Raw genomic sequence first — 22,103 nt, 5'->3', positions numbered from 1 at the left:
TAGTTGCTGCTATATTGTCTTAAATTGAGGTAAATATAATAATTTCTATAAGCATAAAAAGGCACCCTTTTCAGGATGCCTTTAATTTTTAGAATCTCTATTTTAACCTGGATTATTCAATAGAGAGTTCTAATGCATAATCTAGGTTTAATTAGTTTCCACCTCTAACCTCGCCAGCTTCTATTTGCTCTCGTTCCTCTTGCTCTTCCTCATATTCTTCTATGGCTTCTTCCTCAACCTCGGCATCCCTGTACCTTCTTTGTTGCTGTATAGGGTTTGTACTGCCCGATTGGCCATATTTACTTGTGCCCCCACCTTCATAAATATGCACTCTTTGGTGCGGGTCGAACTCACTGCCGTAAGTGTCTTCCCAATTACGTGTGTCATATGTATTGGTGGGGCCAAAGCGAGCCTCCTCTTGGTTTGTCCCAGTAGGACCTTGCTGGCCAGGAGGAAGGTTTTGTTCAGTCCGTGGACTAACCGAGCTATAAACCCTCTCCTGGTCGATCTCCTGCGTATGAACCCTGTCTCCTGTTTCTATAGCAGGTATTGGACCTGCTGTTTGTGGAGGTGCGCCACAGCCATACAGTAAGGCGCACAATACTGTTACTGCTAAAATACCCTTCATCTTCATTCTCCATTAAAATTCGCCACTTATTTTAGTCCCAGTCCCAGTCTTCACTGTCCCAGTCAGCATCCTCCCATTCTTCCTCTTCTTCTTCCTCAAAGGAGTGGTCGGTGCTTTCATTTTCTTCAGGCCAGTCGTAGGTTTCGTCGTGGTCGCCCGAAAGCGTGTCGGCTTCTGCCGGGGTTTCCTCAGTACCCACATTTTCAGCATCTAATTCTTCTGCCTCTTCTGATTCAGAAAAATAATCAGCCTCCTCTTCATTAAGCTTTTCTATATCTTCAGGTGTTCTTTTGAGTCTTTCCTGCATAGAATATAAGCTTCCGTAAGACCTACCAGTTCCTGGTCCACTAGCTCCCATAAAGTTAATCTTATTTCTATTTCTGTCAGCCAGCGTGTCGTAGTCTATGCGTTTTCTAGTAATGTGTTCGTCATAAGCAGATCCTTTGGTGTTTACTGCTTCTTTGCTGGTTTTATTACTGACAAACCTTTTGCTGTTGGTATTGCAAGATGCCAATAGGCATAATGATGTAAAAACCAATATCAAATTTCTCATACCCACTTCCATTTCCTCCAATTGATATCTATAAAGATATAATCCCTGGCGGAAAGGAATTGTTATATGTTGGTCACATTTTTCTGTGTTTCAACGGTATGAGTGTTGTCTACTATTTTTGTTTCTAAGCGTAGTGCATAAGGTGCAGGTTTAATTTCCTGCCCTATAGTGCGTGCATAAACTTTGGTAAACTCTGCGCCAAAAAACAAGATATTGGACGAGTAAAAGACCCAGGTCAATATTAATAGCACTGTTCCAGCGGCACCATATGCAGATAAAACATTGGCATGGCTCATGTAAATGCTAATGAGAAATTCTCCTAGGGTAAATAAAACAGCAGTAAAAAGCGCTCCTGCCCATACCTCTTTCCAGCGAATTTGAACGTCTGGAAGCACCTTAAATATCAGTCCGAAAAGTACAGTAGTAATAAACAATGGGAGAACTAGGTCGATAATCTGTAGTATTACAAATGTGGCATGTCCAAGCATTTTGTCCAGAATGGCAGAGAAACCTATAATTATGGCATGGATCAAAAAGGAGACCAAAAGCAGGAAACCTATGGTAAGGATCATGGAGAAAGATAAAATGCGGTCTTTGGCCATTTTTAGAAGGTTGTTTTTGGGCTTGCTTTTAACTTTCCATATTATATTCAAAGCGCTTTGCAAGGACACAAACACCCCTGTAGAAGTGATCATCAATGTTAAACCGCCTACAATCTGGGCTATTCTTGTGCTATGGAGACCTGCAGCTTTATCTGTCATTTCTTTGATCTGCTGGGCACTCTCCGGACCTAAAAGATTGTCTAAGCTGGCAAATAACTCTCCTTTAACTGCTTCTTCTCCCAAGATAGCTCCAGATACAGTTATTACGATGATAATTATGGGTGGTAAGGAGAAAATAGTGTAATAAGATAATGCGGCAGCGTAATGAAAGGTATTGTCATTTTGAAACTCTTCTGCCGTTTCTTTAAAGATCTTTATCCACTGCTTGAAACTTAAAAGCTGCATAATTTTCTTTATTAAAAGTTGACAGAGAAAATTTCCATGGTATTTTGAGTAAAGCAGTAAGCTTTTTTCCCTCTTAGCAAGATAAAGTCAAAGTTAGCCTCTGAAGGTAGTTCAATCATTTTCTCTTTACCGGAATACATGTTTAAAATAAAAAGTGTTTTATTTTTTATGAAATAAAGTTCGTCTTCACGGAAACTAAAAAAGTCTACCCCTCTTGCATGGAGTTTGTTTTTATAGTTGCCCATGTTGTCAAAAATCAAGATGCCGGAGTTTTTGTCGCTTATAAAGATTAGGTTTTGATACTCCCTAATAAAAGTCATTTCATAATTATCAGGGTTAAGAATGAGGTCTAGCGGTGTGCTAAGTTCTGTTTTTTTGATACGGAGGTTGTATTTTTTTAAGGAAAACTCCTTTTCGTCAATCACCCATAAATTATTGTCTGCTGAGTATGTTGCCAAGCGTGCAAAACCGATATCTCCCCTGAATCTGTAGGTAGGGCTTTCAGTCAAAAACCTGTCCAGTAATACATATTCTTGAAAGTTTCTGTTAAAGACAAAGATATTTACTTTTCGCCAAGCTTCGAGTAGAGAGACTTCATTGTTGTGTCTAGGGGAGTAGGTTAAAGCCGTATTGCCTAAAGTGTCCAGCTTGTGCACATTTCCTCTTCTGTCTGCTAAATATATGGAGCCATACCTGTCTATGGAAACCTGCTGAGGCCGGGGGATTTTAATTGAAGACAAATGTTTCCATTTGATTTCTTTTTGCTGGGCTGTTGCATTAAGCGTGCCCAAGAATAAAATAAGAGCCATAGCCCTTAGGCTAAAAGCGCTCGATCTTAATATCTTCTCCGTCAAAAACTGCATAATTGGAATTGTTGAGCCATTCACCAAGGTTGATATAACGGCTGTTATGGCTTACCTCCATATTTAACGATAAATGGCGGTGACCAAATATATAAAAGTCGTGATGTTCTTTTTTTTCAGTTTTTTTGCAGAATTGGAAAAGCCACTCTTTGTCTCCTAAAAATTCTTCATCTGCTTTATAGTGTTTGTCTCTGCTTTTCTTAGACCAAGCATGCGCAATGCCTATACCAATGCCGGGATGTACAAAAGCAAAAAGCCTTTGAAAAAATTTATTGGCAAAAATTTGCTTTAAAAACTTATAAAAGTAGTCTCCTGGTCCTAAACCGTCTCCGTGACCTATGAAGAATTTTTTCTCGTTAATGGTCGTTTGCACAGGTTTTCTGATGATAGGGATGTCAAGCTCTTTTTCGAAATAGTCAAACATCCACATATCGTGGTTTCCTGTGAACATGTATAGAGGAATGCCTTTGTCAGACAAATCGGCAAGTTTTCCTTGTAATCGGATAAATCCTTTGGGAATGGTGTGGCGGTACTCAAACCAGAAGTCAAATATGTCGCCAACAAGAAAAATGGCTGCAGCATCATTTTCTATAGAGCACAGCCATTGTACGATTTTTTTTTCGCGCTTACTGCTGGTTTCTTTATCAGGAATTCCTAAATGAAAGTCAGAGGCAAAATATACTTTTTGCCCTTCTTTAAGTTTAATATGTGGCGGTATCATCAATCAAAAAAACAATCAACTCTTTAGGGCCGTGGGCTCCCAGCACTAAAGTTTTTTCAATGTCAGCCGTTCTGCTAGGCCCAGTAGTTAATGAAAGCATAGAAGGTAGCCCTCCTTTATATTTGTTTTTCAAGTAGGAAATGCCATCGCTGATATCATAAACTATTTGCGATGTCCTGGCAACCACGATATGAGCTGGCGGGTATACACTCAACCGTCGTCCTGATTTATTGGCAGAAGAAAGGAATATGCTACCTGTGCGTGCTACCAAAGCTTCACATGTGGTAACACTTGCTTCAACAGATTCCATAAATCCATGCTCTTCGGTGTGAATGTCAATACCTCTGGATTCGAATAACCGTGCAAGTTCAGGTTCAAAAACATAAGTGTGCCGAAGGTTTTTCTTAAACTGAAGTGCTTTGAAAGAAGAAAGGAATTCGTCATCACTTTCGGTAAAGACAAATTCCCCCATATTTTTGATAAAGTTTTCGGCAAATAATACCGAAAGGTCTTTTTCTCCTGTTTTGGAAAATACTTCTTTATTGCGCCTTGGTACAGAACCGGAGTTTTTACTCCGGTCTGCAAGGGCATCTTTAACTTTTTTAAGTATTATTTCTCTGGACTGGCTCATTCGTCAGTGCTACCTGTGTCTTTGTTTGGCTTATTTTCTTTTTTAGGCTCTTCTGTTGGCTTTTCCACTTCCTTTTTTTCTTCAACAACTATTTCTTCAGAAGTACCATTGCCTTTTCTGGTATATGCCTGGTAAGTTGTTTCTTTGTCGAAAGGCCTTTTTCCAATTAACTCTTCCAGGTCAGATTGGAAAATGATTTCTTTCTTTAAAAGCTCTTGGGCAACAACTTCTAACTCTTTTCTTTTATCAGTCAGCAATTGCTTAGTTCTTTCATAAGCATCAGAGACGATGCTTCTTACTTCATTGTCAATAGTTTCTGCTGTTGACTCAGAGTATGGCTTGTTGAACCTGTCGCCTTCTTTGCTGTCGTAATAAGAAATGTTCCCTATCTGCTTATTCATACCATACATGGTAACAATACTGTATGCCATTTTGGTTATTCTTTCCAGGTCACTAAGTGCGCCGGTAGAGATTTTGCCAAATACAATATCTTCTGCAGCCCTACCACCTAAAGACATACACATTTCGTCCAATAGCTGCTCAGTGGTATACAAGAACTGCTCTTTAGGCAAGTATTGAGCATAACCTAATGCTGCCACTCCTCTTGGTACAATACTTACTTTAACCAAAGGGTCTGCATGCTCCAGGAACCAACCTGCTACAGCATGTCCAGCCTCGTGATATGCTACTATTTTCTTTTCTTCAGGAGAGATGATTTTATTTTTCTTTTCAAGACCACCTATTACCCTATCTATCGCGTCTTGGAAGTCAATCATTTCAACTTCTGCTTTGTTTCTTCTGGCTGCGATAAGCGCTGCTTCGTTGCAAACATTGGCAATTTCTGCACCTGCAAACCCAGGAGTCTGGGCTGCTAGTTTTTTAGGATCTACCTCTGATGAAAGCTTTAAAGGGTTAAGGTGTACTTTAAATATATGCTCTCTTCCTACAATATCTGGCTTGTCTATACTTATTTGCCTATCAAACCTGCCTGGTCTAAGCAACGCAGAGTCCAGTACGTCTGGGCGGTTAGTTGCTGCTAGAATGATTACTCCAGAATCAGTAGAGAAACCGTCCATTTCTACAAGCAAAGAGTTAAGGGTGTTTTCACGTTCGTCATTAGAACCTGGCATTTGACCTTTTCCTCTTGAACGACCTATGGCATCAATCTCATCAATAAAGATGATACATGGTGCTTTTTCTTTTGCTTGCTTGAACAAGTCTCTTACCCTGGCTGCACCAACACCAACGAACATTTCTACAAAGTCAGAGCCGGAAAGAGAGAAAAACGGTACGCCTGCTTCGCCAGCAACAGCTTTTGCCAGTAAGGTTTTACCAGTACCCGGAGGACCTACCAATAAAGCACCTTTAGGTATTTTACCGCCTAGTTTCGTAAACTTGGTTGGGTTCTTTAAGAACTCTACTATTTCCTTTACTTCTTCCTTGCCTTCTTCTAAGCCTGCAACATCAGCAAAAGTAATCTTTACTTTGTTTTCAGCATCAAATAAAGCGGCTTTGGATTTGCCAATATTAAATATCTGCCCACCAGGGCCTCCTGAGGTTACCCTTCTCATCAAGAACCAGAATCCGAACAGGATCAGGAATATAAAGCCCCAGTTGACCAGTACATTAGAAAAGTCCGATCTGGTGTCAATACTAAAGTCGACATGGTGTTCAGGGTCTACACTGGCTTCCAGCCTGTCAAAATCTTCTTTGAAGGTGGCTGGGTCTATTATCCTAAAGTAATAGTGAGGACCATGGCTAATATTAAAAGCAGACTTTTGTGAGGTATAGTCCTTGTAAGCGTCATTTTCAAGAACTTCCTCTCTTAAGGTTACTTCTACTATCTTTTCATTAGTTACAACCACTACCCGCTGCACATCGTGCCTGCGGTACATTTCCTCAAACCTTCTCTGTGAAATTTCGACAGCAGAAGAGCTTTTGTTGAAAATGGCTATACCAAAAACCATTAACAACAGAATGACTATTATCCAAATCTGAAAGTTTGGTTTTTGAGGGGTTTTGGGGATTAGTTTCTTCTTTTTAGAGTTATTATCTGTCATCTTATTCAATCAATAGAATATTAAAAGCTAAAAAATTATTCAACCGAAATTATTTTTGCGTCGCCCCATAGTTCTTCAAGGGCATAAAAATCTCTTTTGTCTTTCTTAAAAACATGTGCAACAGTATCTACATAATCTAGTAAAATCCATTCTTTGTTAATTTTCCCTTCTTTGTGCCAAGGGTTTTGCTCTGTTTCTTTATACACTTCTTCTTCTATGGAATCGGCTATGGCATCTACTTGGGTGTCGGAGGTACCACAACATAAAATAAAATAGTCTGCTACAGAATTCTTAATACTCCTTAAATCAATGATTGTTATATCTGTAGCCTTTTTTTCCTTCATTCCATGTACTATAATGTCTTTTAGGCTAACCTTGTTGTTAACAGTTTTATTCACTTTTATCAAACTTTTAAATAAATTTCAGCAAAAATATAAAATAAGTTGTACAATATATCACCACAAACTTTATTCACAGGAAAAAAGCTCATTTTTGTGAAAGAATGTCGTTCAACCAATGCGCTGATGGTTGAAAAGCTTTCTGCCCCATTGCCGGAAGGTACAGTTTTGATTACTTCTTGCCAAACCGCCGGCCAAGGCCAAAGAGGGAGTTCATGGGAGGCCGAGCCTGATAAAAACCTAACTTTTTCCTTGCTCCTGAAGCCTTCGTTTCTCCCTATCTCTGATCAATTTTATTTGAATATGGTAATATGTTTGGCTATCTCTGATACCTTAACACAATACACATCAAAAAAGGTCACAATTAAATGGCCAAATGATATTTATGTTGAAGCTAAAAAAATATGTGGTATTCTAATAAATAATTTTTTAAAAGGTTGCCAATTCGAGCATGTTGTTGTTGGTATAGGGCTAAATGTCAATCAGGAAAATTTTCAAGAACCTAAAGCGGTTTCACTGAAAATGATTGAGCAAAAGGAGGTTAACTTAGTGGAAGTGCTTGAGATTTTATTAGGTAACATCGAAAAGTGGTATTTGGCGTTGATGCAAAAAAAATATAAAAACATTCAGGAAAATTATTTATCAAAAATGTTTCGCATCAATGAGAAACATTTATACCGGTCTGACGGTATTTTTGAAGGTACTATAAGAGGGATAGACCCAACTGGTAAATTGGCCGTTGAAACAGAAGTGGGTATCAGGTATTTCTGTCTCAAGGAAATTGAATATGTGATGTGATTCTTTGTTTATGGCTTTGCTATAAATTATATTTGTGAAGCTTTTATGAAAAAATTTTTAAAAAGAGGTAAAATGGTTGAAACATATCAGAAATTTAAGGTCAAAGATATTAGTCTTGCCGATTGGGGCAGAAAAGAAATAAAACTTGCCGAAGCAGAAATGCCTGGTCTTATGGCAATCAGGGAAGAGTTTGGTGCTCAAAAACCTTTAAAAGGAGCGCGTATAGCCGGTTGCTTGCATATGACTATTCAAACGGCAGTGCTCATTGAAACTTTAATTGAGTTGGGCGCTGAAGTTACTTGGTCTTCTTGTAATATATTTTCCACCCAAGATCATGCCGCTGCTGCCATCGCTGCTACCGGAGTTTCTGTATATGCCTGGAAAGGTATGACCGAAGAGGAGTTTAACTGGTGCATTGAGCAAACCTTATTTTTTGGGGAGGACAGAAAGCCCTTAAACATGATTCTTGATGATGGTGGCGACCTTACCAATATGGTACTGGATAAATACCCACACCTGGTAAAAGATATCAAAGGTGTTTCGGAAGAAACAACCACAGGTGTGTTGAGATTGCACGAAAGAGAGAAAAACGGAACTTTGCCGCTTCCTGCCATTAACATCAACGACTCTGTAACTAAGTCTAAGTTTGACAACAAGTACGGATGTAAAGAATCTTTGGTAGACGCTATTAGAAGGGCCACAGATGTAATGATGGCTGGTAAGGTAGCTGTTGTAGCTGGATATGGCGATGTTGGTAAAGGCTCTGCTCAATCTTTAAGAGGTGCAGGGGCAAGGGTAATCGTTACTGAAATTGATCCTATATGCGCACTGCAGGCTGCTATGGATGGTTTTGAAGTAAAGAAAATGGATGATGCAGTGAAAAGAGCAGATATTGTAGTAACTGCTACTGGAAATAAAGATATTATTGTCGGAAAACATTTCAAGGCAATGAAAGACAAGGCCATTGTATGTAACATTGGGCATTTCGACAATGAAATTGACATGGCTTGGTTGAACAAAGCTTGTGGTGACAGTATGGAAAATATCAAACCTCAGGTTGATAAATATACCCTTGATGGCAAGGACATTATTGTGCTTGCTGAAGGTAGATTGGTAAACCTTGGCTGTGCTACAGGTCACCCGTCTTTTGTAATGTCAAACTCGTTTACCAATCAGGTACTTGCCCAAATAGAATTATGGCAGTATGCTGATAAATACGAGAATAAGGTTTATACCCTTCCGAAGCATTTGGACGAAAAAGTGGCTATGCTTCACTTGGGTAAAATTGGCGTAGAGCTAGAAACACTTACCAAAGACCAAGCTGATTATATAGGTGTTCCTGTAAAAGGGCCTTTCAAGTCAGACGCTTATAGGTACTAATCAATATTTGTTATTTACATTACTAGGGCTGCTCAGGTTCGTCTTCTACAGACGATATGGGCAGTCCTTTTTATATTACTAATAGCCCGGACATGCCAGAAATTTCTGTTGTTATTATTACTTATAATGAAGAGGGGAACATCGAAAGGTGCTTGAAGTCGGTAAAAGCTGTAGCTGATGAAATTGTAGTGCTCGACTCATTTTCTACCGACCGAACAGAGGAAATTTGTAAAAAGTATGGTGTTAAATTTTTTCAGCATGCTTTTGATGGCCATATTCAACAAAAGAATCGGGCTATTACCTATGCTTCTTACCCCCATGTGCTGTCTTTAGATGCTGACGAAGCATTGGGTGAAACACTTACAGAGTCTATTTTAAAGGTGAAAAAGGAGTGGGCTTGCGATGGCTACTATATGAACCGGCTTACCAATTATTGTGGGCAGTGGATCAGGCACAGTGGGTGGTATCCTGACAGAAAGCTTAGGTTGTGGGACAGTAGAAAAGGTGCTTGGGGCGGTCAAAATCCACATGATAAATATGAGCTTCAGACCGGATGCAAAACGCAAGTACTAAAAGGTGATCTCTTGCACTATAGTTACTATTCCATTGAGGAGCATTATGCCCAGGTAGATAAGTTTTCTAAAATTGCTGCTAAGGTTTTATATGAAGAAGGTAAGAATGTATCTTTGTTTTTTGTCTACCTCAAAGCCGTAGCTAAGTTTATAAGGAATTACTTTATTAAGCGTGGCTTTTTGGATGGTAAAATGGGTTTTACTGTATGCAGAATAACAGCTTACGAGACCTATCTTAAGTACCACAGGTTAAGAACCATGAACAGGAATAGGTGAAAAACTGGCTGGAGGATAATATTGTCAGTTTGAAAGCATAACTTTCCCTAGGTTAAAGAAAGGCAAGAGGGGAGTCTATTTGTGTTTTGTTTGGCCATAGAATATGAATGAATGGTAACATTATGGGCTTTAAAGGATCTAATCCGATTAAGCTAAGCTACCTGAGCTTTCTCGGCGGTACCCTCAACTTCTTTTTTAGGCTCCTTCCCTTTATAATAATTCCATGTTAAGAGGAAAAACGTTAGGTAAATGCACGTTCCTAGCTGTGTTTCTACAGTGGCTTCCGAAATATAGGAAGATATAAAAACAATGTTTATTGCAGCAAAAAGAAATTTGCTATAATTAATCGCTAGAGGATAGAAAGTTGCGAAACTGAAGATTAGCACTCCTAGTAAGCCCCCTGCTGCATATACAAAAATAAACTGGTTGTGCGGAATTAGGTGGTTGTCCGCTTCTATTTCTGGATAACGGTTTTTATATATGTCAAATGATAGGTTTTTGACATCTCCCACCCCAGCACCGATTAAAGGATTTGTATTGCCTACTTCAATACCGATTTTCCATGAAAGTAGACGGTTGCCATCAGAGTAGTCATTGACATCTTCATTATTAAAGAATCGGGAAGTGTCCTCTATGCTGTAGCTTATTTTATTTTTGAGGGTTGGAGACAGAAAATAGGCGGCTATAGGTAGAATGAATAGTGCTGACAAAATGGCAATGCTTTCTGTCTTTTTGTCTGATTTTAAAGTATGAATAAATAGTAAAGTAGCTGCGGTTGCATAAAAGGCAAGCAAACCGCTTCTTACGGACAAAATATGGAGGAATACGAATAGTATTAAAGTTAGTGTAGCAATAAAGTATTTTTCTTTGATTGAAATGAAATAATGTTTCTGGGCGATCAGGTAGTAACCTGCAAATATTGCGAAGGCCGTCATTAAGCTGAACCTAATATGGTTTACCAATGTCGGTATTACTTTCGCCGAAAGGTACGATGCTGTTATTTCTTGGTAGTTGGCAATATATTGGGCCAGGCTCCATATAGAGGCTGCTGAGGTGAGTATGAGGAAGTAATAGAGCAGGTTGTTGAAATGCCTTGTATTGAAATAAGGGAATGCTGCAAAGCCCAGAGGCATAATAAGAAACGGCAATTTAATGGTAAGACGTTCTGCCAAAGTAGCTTGGTCTTCTGAGTATATGCCACTCAATAAATAGACAAGAAAGATGGCGCTGAGGCATAACAGTTCTCTGCTTTTGAGGAACCTCGAAAAGTTGTTTTTTATTTGAAGTGGATTGAAGAACAAAAGCCCTGCGGTAATCATCCCAATGCTCATCATTGCTCTAGAGAAAAACATTCCTGTAATGAGCAAGACTACAGAAATAATGGCCATCATATAAATAAATCCTGATACTCTTTCAGGCGATTGAGACGATATAGGCATATAATTTGTTTATAAATATAATGTATTAACGTAAAAAGAGGGCTTAAAATTTAATGGGATTTTAATTCTCATTACTCAATAAAACAGTAGCTTAGGTACGTTAATTAACAAAAACAATTCTTAACCCGTTCTTTAATAAATACAAGAAGGGGTTGATTTAGTAGGGTAAAAATATATAATTAAATGCAAGAAGAAAATATAAATAAAGAGATTAATAAGGCTCAAAAGGACAGTCAATTTGAAAAGGAGTTTATGCCTTTGATTGACAGCCTTTATAACTTCGCCTATAGGTTGACCCTGGATGAGGACGATGCTAATGACCTTGTGCAGGAAACTTATATGAAGGCTTACCGTTTTTTCGGGTCTTATGAACAAGGAACTAATGCTAAAGCATGGTTGTTCCGTATCCTGAAAAACAGCTTTATTAATGACTTTAGGAAAAAAAGCAAAGAGCCATCTAAGGTAGATTATCAGGAAGTAGAATCATTCTACAATTCGGATGATGTGGATGCAGACATTACCACAGACCTTCGGATTGACTCTTTGCAAGAAATGATTGGAGATGAAGTGGCAAATGCCCTGAACTCTCTGGCTGTTGATTTTCGGACTATAATCATACTCTGTGACCTTGAAGGTTTCACCTATGAAGAAATGTCTAAAATCCTGGACATACCAATTGGTACTGTAAGGTCGAGGCTGCACAGAGCCCGGAATCTCCTGAAAGAGAAACTCAGGGAGTATGCAGGACATATGGGATATAACAATGAGCAATAAATATTGATTATATAGAGGCATTCAAACATGTAGTTTGAGTGCCTCTATAATTCTTTAATCTGGATTACAATTAAATAAACCTATGGAGAAAGATTACTCTGGAAAAGAAAATCGCTATGTGAAAAGTGGTTTTTGCAATGACAGGACTTATTGTCTTAAAGTATTGAGAGGGGTGTTGGACAAGGAATCTTCATTAGAAGAGGAAGCATATTTCATGGAACACATTTCTGAGTGTCCATCATGTCACCAACTTTATCAGGTAGAATCTGCAATTAAAAATGTAGTTGTTAAAAAAATTGAAAAAAAGCCGGTTCCGGTGTATCTTGCCGATAATATACGTAACAAGCTAAAAAAAATATAGTGGCATAATGCACAACGGTAAGCTTATCATCTTTTCGGCACCTTCCGGGTCGGGTAAAACAACTATTGTCAAACACCTTTTAAAAACCAGAAACGATCTGGGTTTTTCTATTTCGGCCTGCACCAGAGATAAAAGGGGGAGGAACGAAGAGCATGGTAAAGATTACTATTTTTTGACACCTGAGGATTTTAAAAAACGTATAGACAACAATGAGTTTGTTGAATGGGAGGAAGTTTATCCGGGGGCTTTTTATGGAACTTTGCGTACGGAAATCGAACGTCTTTGGTCTGAAGGAAAACATGTGATCTTTGATGTTGATGTCAAAGGAGGACTCAATATCAAAAAGCAGTATGGGGATAAAGCCTTGGCTATTTTTGTGAAATGCCCAAGTCAGGCTGTGTTGGAAAGAAGACTTCGTGAACGAAATACTGAATCTGAAGAAGCTATTTCTGCCAGGCTTTTTAAAGTCAATTTTGAAATGTCGTTTGAAGACAAGTTTGACACTACTCTTGTCAATAACGATCTTGAAGCGTCTTTGGCAGAAGCTGACAATTTAGTTGAAAACTTTCTGAAAAGTTAATTCTTGCCTTTTTGATAAAAAGCCATGGGTATAGCAGTTGCTAAAAAGCATGGGCGAAGCTTGAGTCTAAAGCATATTTTGTTTACTTGGATCAACTGTTACTGAACAACCATTTGGCAGCATCTTTAAAAGACGCTTTTTTACCATAAAATAATATGCCCACACGGTATATTCGTGCGGCAAGCCAAGTAACTATCAGAAAAGTAATACATAATATTGCTATAGAAAGCGCCAGTTCTTGCCATGGTACACCGAAGGGTATTCTGACCATCATTATTATAGGTGACGTAAAAGGAATCATGGACAGCCATTGCGCCACTGGACTGTGAGGGTTTTCTGTAACTGTTGCAGCCATAACAAATGAGAAAATGAGCGGAATAGTGACGGGGAGCATAAACTGTTGCGTGTCAGTTTCTGAATCAGCCAATGATCCTATGGCAGCAAATAAGGCACTGTACAGTAAATACCCTCCTAAAAAGTAAAAAGCAAAAGTGAGTAGCAAAGTGCCAAAATCTACAGAAGCTATTAAGTTCAAAACCTCGTTGACCTCTAACGCTTGCTGAATGTCTGTGGTAGTCCTTAAGGTTTCATGAATATTTTCATCCGCAAACCTGTCTAATTGGTACCTAGTAGCTATAAATGTAGTTACTCCTGCAGTAAGTGTGAGCCAAATAATAAACTGGGTTATACTTAATAATGCTATCCCTATAATTTTGCCCATCATTAGCTGAAATGGTTTGACAGATGAAATAATCACTTCAATTATTCTATTTGTCTTCTCTTCAATCACTCCTCGCATTACTTGAACACCGTAAAGGAAAATGAAAAAATAAATGAGTATAGCGGATACCAATCCAGCGGTGCTGAATGCCCTGAGATCGTGAATGCCCTCAAATTCATCTGTTATATCGGTAGTGGCAATAGATATTTTATTTTGTACTTGTGCTATATAATCTTTGGGTAGCCCATGTCTTGTCAGTGCGTGTTGCAATAAGACATCTCCCATAATAGCTGAAATTTCTTCATAATCTTGGGGGCTAGTCTGACTTTTTGCAAAAAGCTCGGCATTTACATCTTCTTGATAAGAGAAGGGGGGGATGTATAACAGCATATCTGCGTCATTGGCAGCAAAAGCTTCTTTGGCTTCCGAAAGCGAACCGCTTGCGTAGGTAAATCTTAGAAGCTCTGTACTTCTTAGCTTTTGAGTAAATAAAAAGCTATGGTCGAGTACTGTTACTGCTTTAGGCTCATGGGTAGCCATATTTAGCCACACCGGAACAATCAACAGCAATGCAAAAAATAAAGGCCCCAATAAAGTCATTACTATAAAAGACCTTTTTCGGATGCGCGTCAGGTATTCCCTGAGTATTATATGAAAAATTTTGTTCATTACGCTTCTTTGACACTTCTAATAAATATCTCATGTATACCGGGCAGCTCTTCGTTGAACGCTAGCACTGTGGCAGATTTCATTATTTCATGCAACAAATGATTAGGCGAAGTATCTGCCCAGCGGACACGTCCCTTCCAAGTTCCTGTTTTTGAAATCTCTTCTTCTAATATGTCCAGGTGCATGTCCGGTTTTTTATCTGTTTCCAGCGCAAATATGTTCTGTCTGTATGTTTTTCTTATCTTTTCGGGTTCACCCTCCAGAATGATCCGGGATTTGTTGATCAAGGCTATATGGTCGCACATTTCCTCTACTGTTTCCATTCGGTGTGTCGAGTAGATTATGGTTGCCCCTTTTTTCTGAAGTTCAAATATTTCCTCTTTAATGGTAATCGCATTTACAGGGTCGAATCCCGAAAAAGGTTCATCCAAAATAATTAGATCTGGTTCATGTAGAACAGTGGCAATAAACTGCACTTTCTGCTGCATACCTTTAGAAAGATTTTCGATGTTCTTTTTGGCCCAAGGGGTTAGGCCAAATTTATCTAGCATTTCTAGGGATTTCTTCTTGGCATCTTTCCCGCTCATGCCTTTTAACCTGGCCAAGTAAACTAAGTGTTCTTGTACCTGCATTTTTTTATACAGACCCCTTTCTTCCGGTAGGTATCCAAAGCGGTTGACATCTTCATCTTTTAGCTCATTGTCCTTATAGCGTATATTGCCAGAGTCGGGCAGGAGAATTTTTGTTATTAATCTTATCAGCGTAGTTTTTCCTGCTCCGTTGGGTCCTAGAAGGCCAAAAATACCCCCTTGACAAATCTTTAAGGATACGTCATTGAGGACATGAAGGTTGCCAAAAGATTTATTTATGTGATTGATTGTTAGCAAGCCCAATGTAATTTTTTTTTATATTCGGTTACTTTTTAGCAAATTTGGAGATTAATATACTATCTGAGTAACAAAGTTCAGATTTTATTAACCCAATACAACGGATTTTGAAAGAGTTTTGTCTTTTAAAATGTAATAATTTGCATAATGTATTGAAAATAAATAATAGAAATATTGTCTGTTTAAGTTTTTTTTAATTATTTTTATATTCCTAAATAGAAAATTTCTGCTATTTATTTGAATTTTGCCAACAACTGTAAGATTTAGAAAGAACTAATCGCCATGTATCATATGAAGAATCTATTACTCTTCTTATCAGGGTTTTCTAACCTGCCAATGATGACTGTATTGAGGTTGATGACGATTGTAACATTGTCGTTTTTTACTTCTGCGTCTATTGCACAGGAAACCTACACTGTTACTAATACTGAGCCCGGGGGTGGGACTAATGGAAGTTTAGCTTGGTGCATTCAGCAAGCAATTAATGAAGGACCTCCTCCAGGTGGTGGCAGTCATACTATTAATTTTAATATACCTGGCGGTGGGCCTCATGTGATTAATATTGGTGAAGCTTATAACCTTTGGGGTAATAGTAGTGTAATTATAGATGCGACAACACAGCCTGGTTATGATGGTACGCCTATAGTTGTTATTCGCGGCAATGGTGGTGGTACCGCTTTTGACCTGAACGGCACCAGGGCAACGATACGTGGCTTGGCATTTCAAAACTTGCAACATGGAATTAGGATCAATCAGCGGAATGAAAATATTGTTCAGGGCAACTTTTTTGGCTTAGGGGTAGATGGCAACTCTACTGCTAACAATAGCAGGCTTACGGGTGTAGGTGTTTTTGTAAGAGGTGGTACCTCTTCTAATATAATAGGTGGCGATGAACCTGAAGAAAGGAATATTATAGCTAATTGCGGTGAGTTCGGTATATTTTTTGACGGCGCAGGAGCAAATAACCAAGTCATAAACAATTACATTGGTACTAATTTAGAAGGTACGGAAGCCCGTGCAAACGGAACGGAAGTGCAAAACCATGCGGGTATCCGTGTAGATGGTGCTAGTTCGTTGCTTATCCATAATAACGTAGTATCTGGTAATAATGGTGTTGGTATTAGAATGTCTGGGAATTCAGGAGGGTCTGTAATTACTGGCAATAAAGTAGGTACTAACGCTGAAGGAATGGACAGGATTCCTAACCTTTCAGGAGGTATTCGTATTGACGACTCTAATAACCATAGAATAGGTGGTAATACTGAAGAAGAAAGAAACTTGATATCTGGTAATGGTGGTGCAACACACGCTATTGAAGGTCCTAACGATACTTATGACAGGAACAACCAGAGTGGTATTTACTTTGTTAATGTTAACAATTCAACTATAAGTGGAAACTATATAGGTACAGATATTACAGGTAGCTCAACCGGAGTTGACAACAGGATGGGTAACTTGTATAGTGGTATTAAAATGGAGTCGATGGGTAATGGTACTTGTGCCAATAACGTTGTTGGTGGTGATGATGCGACTTATAGGAATGTCATAGGTGGTAATGGCTTCTGGGATCCTGATTTTAGGAGCCACGGTGTCTTGTTTAAAGAAGGCGAGTGTCATTCTAACCGTGTTACAGCGAATTATATTGGACTTGGTGCCGACGGAGTTTCTAATATCGGAAATGCCCAAGATGGTGTATCCTTTTTGGGTGCAAAAGACAATATAATAGGTGGTTCTACCAGTGAACTGAGAAATGTTATTGTTAATAATACTTGGGGGGTATTTCTTCAGTCAAATTTTTGGCCTGAAGACTATCCGACTCAATCAACAGGAAACAGGATTATAGGTAACTATATTGGTGTGCTGGAAGATGGTTCTACCGTTGCCGGTAACGGGTTGATGGACGGGGAAGAAGGTGGTGGTGTTGGTATCCAGCATGGTTCTAGTGAGAATATTATCGGGGGGACAGAAGAAGGAGAGAGAAACCTTATCTCTGGTAACTATGCCGGTGTGGTTTTCAGGCATGAATTCGGGAATAACCCTCCTTCAGAAAACCACATTATTAATAACTACATAGGTGTCGACAACAGCGGTAATACAGCCCTTCCTAATCAAACAGATGGTATTATCATAGCGGGAGGTGCTACAGAAAACTTGATCGGTGGGGCTGTTCCAAATATCATTTCTTCTAATACTGAGAACGGTATACTTATCGCTAATGGTGAAAATAACAGTATTTTTAATAATTATATAGGTGTTGGTGCAGACGGTTCTACGCAGTTAGGAAACGGCCAAGATGGTATAAGGTTAATGGCTGATGAAGACTCAGGTGATGGAAGTGTCGGAAACTTACTGGGTGGTACAGATGATAACCAAGGAAATACTATCGCTTACAATGGAGAAAATGGTATTGCTATTTTGGATGAAGCCTCGCTGGACAATGCCATCCATAGAAACAGTATTTTCTGTAATGCTTTAAGGGGAATTGAATTGAACGGTGTTGGTAATGAGAACTATGCTAGTGGCTATGGCAATGGAGGCGTAGTGGAAATGTCATATAATGCTGATAGGGAAGTAGTACTTACTGGCCCTGAAGGATCATATATTGAAGTCTACGAAACAGGAGAGTGCTTGCAATGCGATGAAGATCTTCTTGAAGATGATGATGAAAAAAGAAGGTTGCAAGGAAAAACCTTTATTACCAGCGGATTCTCTCCTTTGAACATAGGAGATATTGACGAAAAAGAAATAGTGGTGACTGTATCAGAAAATAATACTACAGAGCCATATAATACTTCAGAGTTTTCATATTGTACAAGAATATGTGCTACACCTGAGGATGTTGTGGAGGTGGAAATTTCTGATGAGTATGTTTGCTTTGGATATGATGGAACTATTACCCTATCATCTCCTGATGAAGACAGAGTAGACGAGGAAATTGTTTGGTATGATGGCAACCCTGAAGACGGCGGAGTTTTGTTAGGATCTGGAATTTCTTTAGAAATTACCGCACCAGAAGAATCTACTACTTTCTATGCTGCTTGGGCTAGTGAGTGTGATACGTCTAATTTTATTACACTGGAATTTGAAGTTAAACCGCTCCCTAATGTTAGCATAACACCAAATGGCGATATTGAAATTTGTGAAGGTGGTAGTGTTGAGTTATTAGTAGAAGGGGATGAGGGTACTTTGGAGTGGTTCTTTGATGGCGAAGCTAGACCCGATATTGACGGTGATTCATATATTGCCAGTGACAGTGGTATTTATCAAGTTGTGTTGACCGATATACACGAATGTGAAAACTCTGATACAGCAAATGTAATCATACTACCGACCGAATTTGCAGAAGTAAACTTGCCTGACGGAGAGTTTTTCTGCGAAGGTGATTCTTTGCTGCTAGAAGCTGAGCCAAATTCAGGGGTTGAATATACTTGGTATTTTGATGGTGAGGAAATAGAAGGGGAAACAGAGTCAGTACTTTATGCTACGCAGCCGGGTGTTTATAGCGTTGTTATAGTTATGGAAGAGGGGTGTACGGATGATGCCGAAACCGAAATTTTCATGAACGACAACCCGGAAGTTTTTGAAATTACTGCTGATCCCGGAAGTGCATTTTGCGAAGGCGACTCTACTACTTTGATTATTTCTTCTAATGAAGACGACCTGCTTTTTAGATGGATTAAAAATGGACAAGAACTTGACGATGATGAAATAGAGCTAGTTGTTAGCGAAGAAGGTTTTTATAGTGCAGTTATTGAATATGAAAGCACTGGGTGTAACACCTCATCTAACAATGAGATTGAAGTTGTAGTACATCAAATCCCAGATATTTCCCTTACGCCTAGTGGAGATCATATTGCTTGCGAAGGTTCTACGATAGAAATCATAGCAGAAGGTGATGGCACTATTGACTGGATTAGGAACGGACAGCCAATTACGGCACCGTTAAACAATATTTACGAGGAGACTGAATCTGCATCATTTAATGTTACTGTAACCAGTGCTGAGGGTTGTGTTAATGAAGACTCTACCGATGTATCTTTCGAAAGAGAAGAGTTTGTAAATATTGACCTTTCTGATGCGGAGTTCTGTGAAGGTGAAACTGTAGATCTTGTAGCCATTACTAATGGTACAGATGGAAACACTTATGCATGGTTCCGTGACAACGAAGACTTAAACATTGACGCGGGAGAATATACTGCAAGCTTAGGAGGTAGATACAGGGTAGAAGCTGTTAATGCTGATGGGTGTTTTGATGATGATGAAGTAGATGTGGTAATGCATATGAACCCTGACCCTTTTGAGTTGACTGTTGATCCAGATGCTGAATTCTGCGAAGGCGAGTCGGCAGTAATTAGCATTGGATCAAGTGAAGAAGGTTTGCTTTATAGCTGGTCGAAAAACGGGGAAGACTTCGAAGGCGATGAAATAGACTTGACGGTAACTGAAGCTGGAACTTACGGAGCCATTATTATTAATGAAATTACGGAGTGTCAAACTTCTTCGGATAATGAAATTGAAATCATTGTTAGAGAGAACCCTGTGGTTGCTATTGTTGAAGGACCTGAATCAATCTGTGAAGATACTGAAGAGGTAGAGTTTGAGGTAAGTAATGCTCAAGAAGGTGTCACGTATGATTGGTTGGCTGAAGTTGCTGATATTGCTTCTGGGCAAGGTTCTAGTTCTGTAACTGTAAACTTCCCTGATGGCGGTGGCACAGTAAACATTTCTGTTAACGCTACCAACCAGTATGGTTGTGAGTCTTCAGAACCTGGTACTTTTGAGGTAAGTGTTGATGAAAGGCCTGGTGACATAGAAATTGTTGGAACAAGCCCTGTTTGTAACAGCTCTGAACATGACTACTCTGTTGAACCTGCTACCGATGGATCTACTTATACTTGGACGCTTCCGGGTGGAGCATCTTTTGAAGGTGGTGAAGATGGACCAACTATTTCTGTCAATTTTGGTGAAGATGCAGAAACTGGACTTATTACTATAGTAGAGACCAACGAAGCTGGCTGTACTTCAAGGGCAGAAGCTGAAAAAGAGGTTGTGGTTAACAACCGCCCTTCAGGTGGCTCTATCTCTGGGGATAATCCTGTGTGTGAAAACTCTGAAGATATTCTTTATGAATTTAGTGGCCCAGCTACTTCTACTTATGAGTGGACAGTTCCTTCTGGGTCTTCGATTGGATCTGGAAATGGAACAAACGCTATCAATGTAAACTTTGGCAGCAACAGTGGATCTATTTCTGTATTGGAAACCAATGAGCATGGTTGTGTCGCTTTAGAATCTGTAAGCATGAGTGTTACCGTTAATAGGGCTCCTACAGCTACTTTAAGTGGTCCATCTAGGGTTTGCTATGGTTCTGAAATGGTTTATGAGATGAGAGGGGGACTGAATAATTCTACTTATGAATGGACTGTTGACGACTCGGAAACTTCAATTGAGTATACCATTGATAATAATGAACTTACAGTGGTCTTTTCTCCAATGAATGATAGAACGACTCAGGAGCTTTTACATATTGAGGCAATTGAAGTGACAGACAATGATTGTGCTACCCCGGTACCACAATCCACTACAGTAACTATAAGCCCTCAACCTAGCATTTATCTAGAGAATAGTTCTATGAATGCTTGTAGCAGAGATACAGTTCAGCTAGAGGTATTTGTAGAAGATGGTACTGGCTCAGGGGAGTATGGTTACAGATGGTCTTCTTCTCAGTTCTTTGAAGATCCGGCTGTAGGTTTCGTGAATAACGATACTTTAATAGCTAACCCTGAAGTTCACATCACTCGAGATATTACTTATTATGTTTGGGTGGTAGACTCTTTAGGTAGATGTGATGCTGTTGAATCCATCAGTATTAATATGGTTTCGCCAGAAATAAATATCCCATCATACCTGCACATGTGTAGAGATGAAGAAAGGGAACTCCCTGTAGTTGTAATTGGTGCGTCAGGCAACTTAGGATTTAGCTGGGCTTCGAACAATGAGGATAGCCATATAGGTTATATTCATGAACCAGATGATAGTATCCCAACATTTATTGCTGAGGAACCTGGGCGATTTTCTTATGTACTGACTGTTACGGACTTTAACTTTAATTGTGCGCTATCTGATACGATTGAAATCTATGTTACAGAGCCTCCTGTTGTGGAGCTTGAAAGTTCAGTGGATACGGTATGTGCAGGTACAAGGGCAGATATTATAGCAACTGCTTATGGTGACCATGCCCCAGACTTTAGATATTATTGGTATGAACATGAAGATATAAGGCTGTTTGACGACCCTACATTCCATAATAAGGTTCCTGTGACTCCTTCGGAAATAACATATTATACGGTAATAGCTGTTGATACCATGGGCTGTCGTGGTTCTGATACAACTGGTATTGTAGCTATGTCTGAACAGGACTTAGTTTTACCAAACCTATTTACTCCTAACGGTGATGGTTTGAACGATACTTATGTTATCAAAGATGCTCATGGTTATGATATGTTTGAGGGTGCGCGAATTGAAGTGTATAACAGGTGGGGTAAGCTAGTTTATGAATCTGAAGATTATGACAATAGCTGGGATGGTGAGAACCTTTCTGATGGTGTGTATTACTATAACTTAAAGCCTTCCTGTGGTGAGAAGACCTTCAAAGGGTGGGTGCAGTTGATGCGATGATTGATATAATTTGATATAACCAATAAAAAAAGCCTCTACAAAAGAGGCTTTTTTTATATACTATTAAAAGTTATGGGTTAAGCACAAGGTATGCCTTGTGGCTACACACA

At 39.2% G+C, this 22,103-nt stretch carries 18 protein-coding genes; 7 read left to right on the top strand and 11 right to left on the bottom strand.

Annotation, left to right across the window (positions count from 1 at the left end):
• Positions 1–151: 151 nt before the first annotated feature.
• From RCC89_20135 to rsfS, 8 genes are all read right to left on the bottom strand, one after another.
• A complete protein-coding gene (locus RCC89_20135; protein WMJ75448.1) occupies positions 152–634 on the bottom strand; it encodes a hypothetical protein in 483 nt (160 codons plus the stop codon).
• 25 nt (positions 635–659) lie between these two features.
• On the bottom strand, positions 660–1,181 hold the full coding sequence (locus RCC89_20130) for a hypothetical protein (protein ID WMJ75447.1): 522 nt from the start codon (positions 1,179–1,181) through the stop codon (positions 660–662).
• 62 nt (positions 1,182–1,243) lie between these two features.
• Complete coding sequence (locus RCC89_20125; protein ID WMJ75446.1) at positions 1,244–2,188, bottom strand: YihY/virulence factor BrkB family protein; 945 nt, start codon at positions 2,186–2,188, stop codon at positions 1,244–1,246.
• An 11-nt stretch (positions 2,189–2,199) separates the two neighbouring features.
• Positions 2,200–2,997 (bottom strand): hypothetical protein, encoded by a 798-nt coding sequence (locus RCC89_20120; GenBank protein WMJ75445.1) that lies wholly within the window; start codon positions 2,995–2,997, stop codon positions 2,200–2,202.
• Between the two features lie 10 nt (positions 2,998–3,007).
• Positions 3,008–3,772, bottom strand: a complete 765-nt coding sequence (locus tag RCC89_20115) for a UDP-2,3-diacylglucosamine diphosphatase (GenBank protein WMJ75444.1) — start codon at positions 3,770–3,772, stop codon at positions 3,008–3,010.
• Positions 3,753–4,403, bottom strand: coding sequence for an LUD domain-containing protein (locus RCC89_20110; protein ID WMJ75443.1), 651 nt, complete (start codon positions 4,401–4,403; stop codon positions 3,753–3,755). Before RCC89_20110 ends, RCC89_20115 begins: the two co-directional genes overlap by 20 nt.
• Positions 4,400–6,463: an ATP-dependent zinc metalloprotease FtsH gene (gene ftsH / locus RCC89_20105; protein ID WMJ75442.1), complete on the bottom strand. Its 2,064-nt coding sequence runs from the start codon at positions 6,461–6,463 to the stop codon at positions 4,400–4,402. The genes RCC89_20110 and ftsH overlap by 4 nt, the downstream gene beginning before the upstream one ends.
• 35 nt (positions 6,464–6,498) lie before the next feature.
• The gene (gene rsfS, locus RCC89_20100) at positions 6,499–6,867 is read right to left on the bottom strand and encodes a ribosome silencing factor (protein WMJ75679.1); all 369 of its coding nucleotides are present in this window, start codon (positions 6,865–6,867) and stop codon (positions 6,499–6,501) included.
• Between the two features lie 90 nt (positions 6,868–6,957).
• On the opposite strand from rsfS, the gene RCC89_20095 reads away from it, so the two are divergent.
• The 3 genes from RCC89_20095 (at position 6,958) to RCC89_20085 (ending at position 9,887) form a co-directional block, all read left to right on the top strand.
• On the top strand, positions 6,958–7,659 hold the full coding sequence (locus RCC89_20095; GenBank protein ID WMJ75441.1) for a biotin--[acetyl-CoA-carboxylase] ligase: 702 nt from the start codon (positions 6,958–6,960) through the stop codon (positions 7,657–7,659).
• A gap of 72 nt (positions 7,660–7,731) precedes the next feature.
• Positions 7,732–9,039: an adenosylhomocysteinase gene (gene ahcY / locus RCC89_20090; GenBank protein ID WMJ75678.1), complete on the top strand. Its 1,308-nt coding sequence runs from the start codon at positions 7,732–7,734 to the stop codon at positions 9,037–9,039.
• A gap of 56 nt (positions 9,040–9,095) precedes the next feature.
• Positions 9,096–9,887 carry a glycosyltransferase family 2 protein gene (locus RCC89_20085; GenBank protein WMJ75440.1) on the top strand — a complete coding sequence of 264 codons (792 nt, stop codon included), beginning with the start codon at positions 9,096–9,098 and terminating at the stop codon, positions 9,885–9,887.
• Between the two features lie 152 nt (positions 9,888–10,039).
• Here the strand turns inward: RCC89_20085 and RCC89_20080 are convergent, their stop codons facing one another.
• Positions 10,040–11,326, bottom strand: coding sequence for an O-antigen ligase family protein (locus RCC89_20080; protein ID WMJ75439.1), 1,287 nt, complete (start codon positions 11,324–11,326; stop codon positions 10,040–10,042).
• A 183-nt stretch (positions 11,327–11,509) separates the two neighbouring features.
• On the opposite strand from RCC89_20080, the gene RCC89_20075 reads away from it, so the two are divergent.
• The 3 genes from RCC89_20075 (at position 11,510) to gmk (ending at position 13,041) form a co-directional block, all read left to right on the top strand.
• On the top strand, positions 11,510–12,100 hold the full coding sequence (locus RCC89_20075) for a sigma-70 family RNA polymerase sigma factor (protein WMJ75438.1): 591 nt from the start codon (positions 11,510–11,512) through the stop codon (positions 12,098–12,100).
• An 82-nt stretch (positions 12,101–12,182) separates the two neighbouring features.
• Positions 12,183–12,461 (top strand): anti-sigma factor, encoded by a 279-nt coding sequence (locus RCC89_20070; protein WMJ75437.1) that lies wholly within the window; start codon positions 12,183–12,185, stop codon positions 12,459–12,461.
• 7 nt (positions 12,462–12,468) lie between these two features.
• Positions 12,469–13,041 carry a guanylate kinase gene (gene gmk, locus RCC89_20065; GenBank protein WMJ75436.1) on the top strand — a complete coding sequence of 191 codons (573 nt, stop codon included), beginning with the start codon at positions 12,469–12,471 and terminating at the stop codon, positions 13,039–13,041.
• 91 nt (positions 13,042–13,132) lie between these two features.
• Here the strand turns inward: gmk and RCC89_20060 are convergent, their stop codons facing one another.
• Both RCC89_20060 and RCC89_20055 read right to left on the bottom strand, forming a co-directional pair.
• Positions 13,133–14,431, bottom strand: a complete 1,299-nt coding sequence (locus RCC89_20060; protein WMJ75435.1) for an ABC transporter permease — start codon at positions 14,429–14,431, stop codon at positions 13,133–13,135.
• Positions 14,431–15,318, bottom strand: a complete 888-nt coding sequence (locus RCC89_20055) for an ATP-binding cassette domain-containing protein (GenBank protein WMJ75434.1) — start codon at positions 15,316–15,318, stop codon at positions 14,431–14,433. Before RCC89_20055 ends, RCC89_20060 begins: the two co-directional genes overlap by 1 nt.
• 291 nt (positions 15,319–15,609) lie before the next feature.
• Here RCC89_20055 and RCC89_20050 point away from each other — a divergent pair, with 291 nt between their 5' ends.
• Positions 15,610–21,993: a gliding motility-associated C-terminal domain-containing protein gene (locus tag RCC89_20050; protein WMJ75433.1), complete on the top strand. Its 6,384-nt coding sequence runs from the start codon at positions 15,610–15,612 to the stop codon at positions 21,991–21,993.
• Positions 21,994–22,103 lie beyond the last annotated feature (110 nt).

It is taken from the genome of Cytophagaceae bacterium ABcell3 (assembly GCA_030913385.1).
Lineage (GTDB): Bacteria > Bacteroidota > Bacteroidia > Cytophagales > Cytophagaceae > ABcell3.
This window is presented reverse-complemented; position numbering and strand designations above follow the sequence as displayed.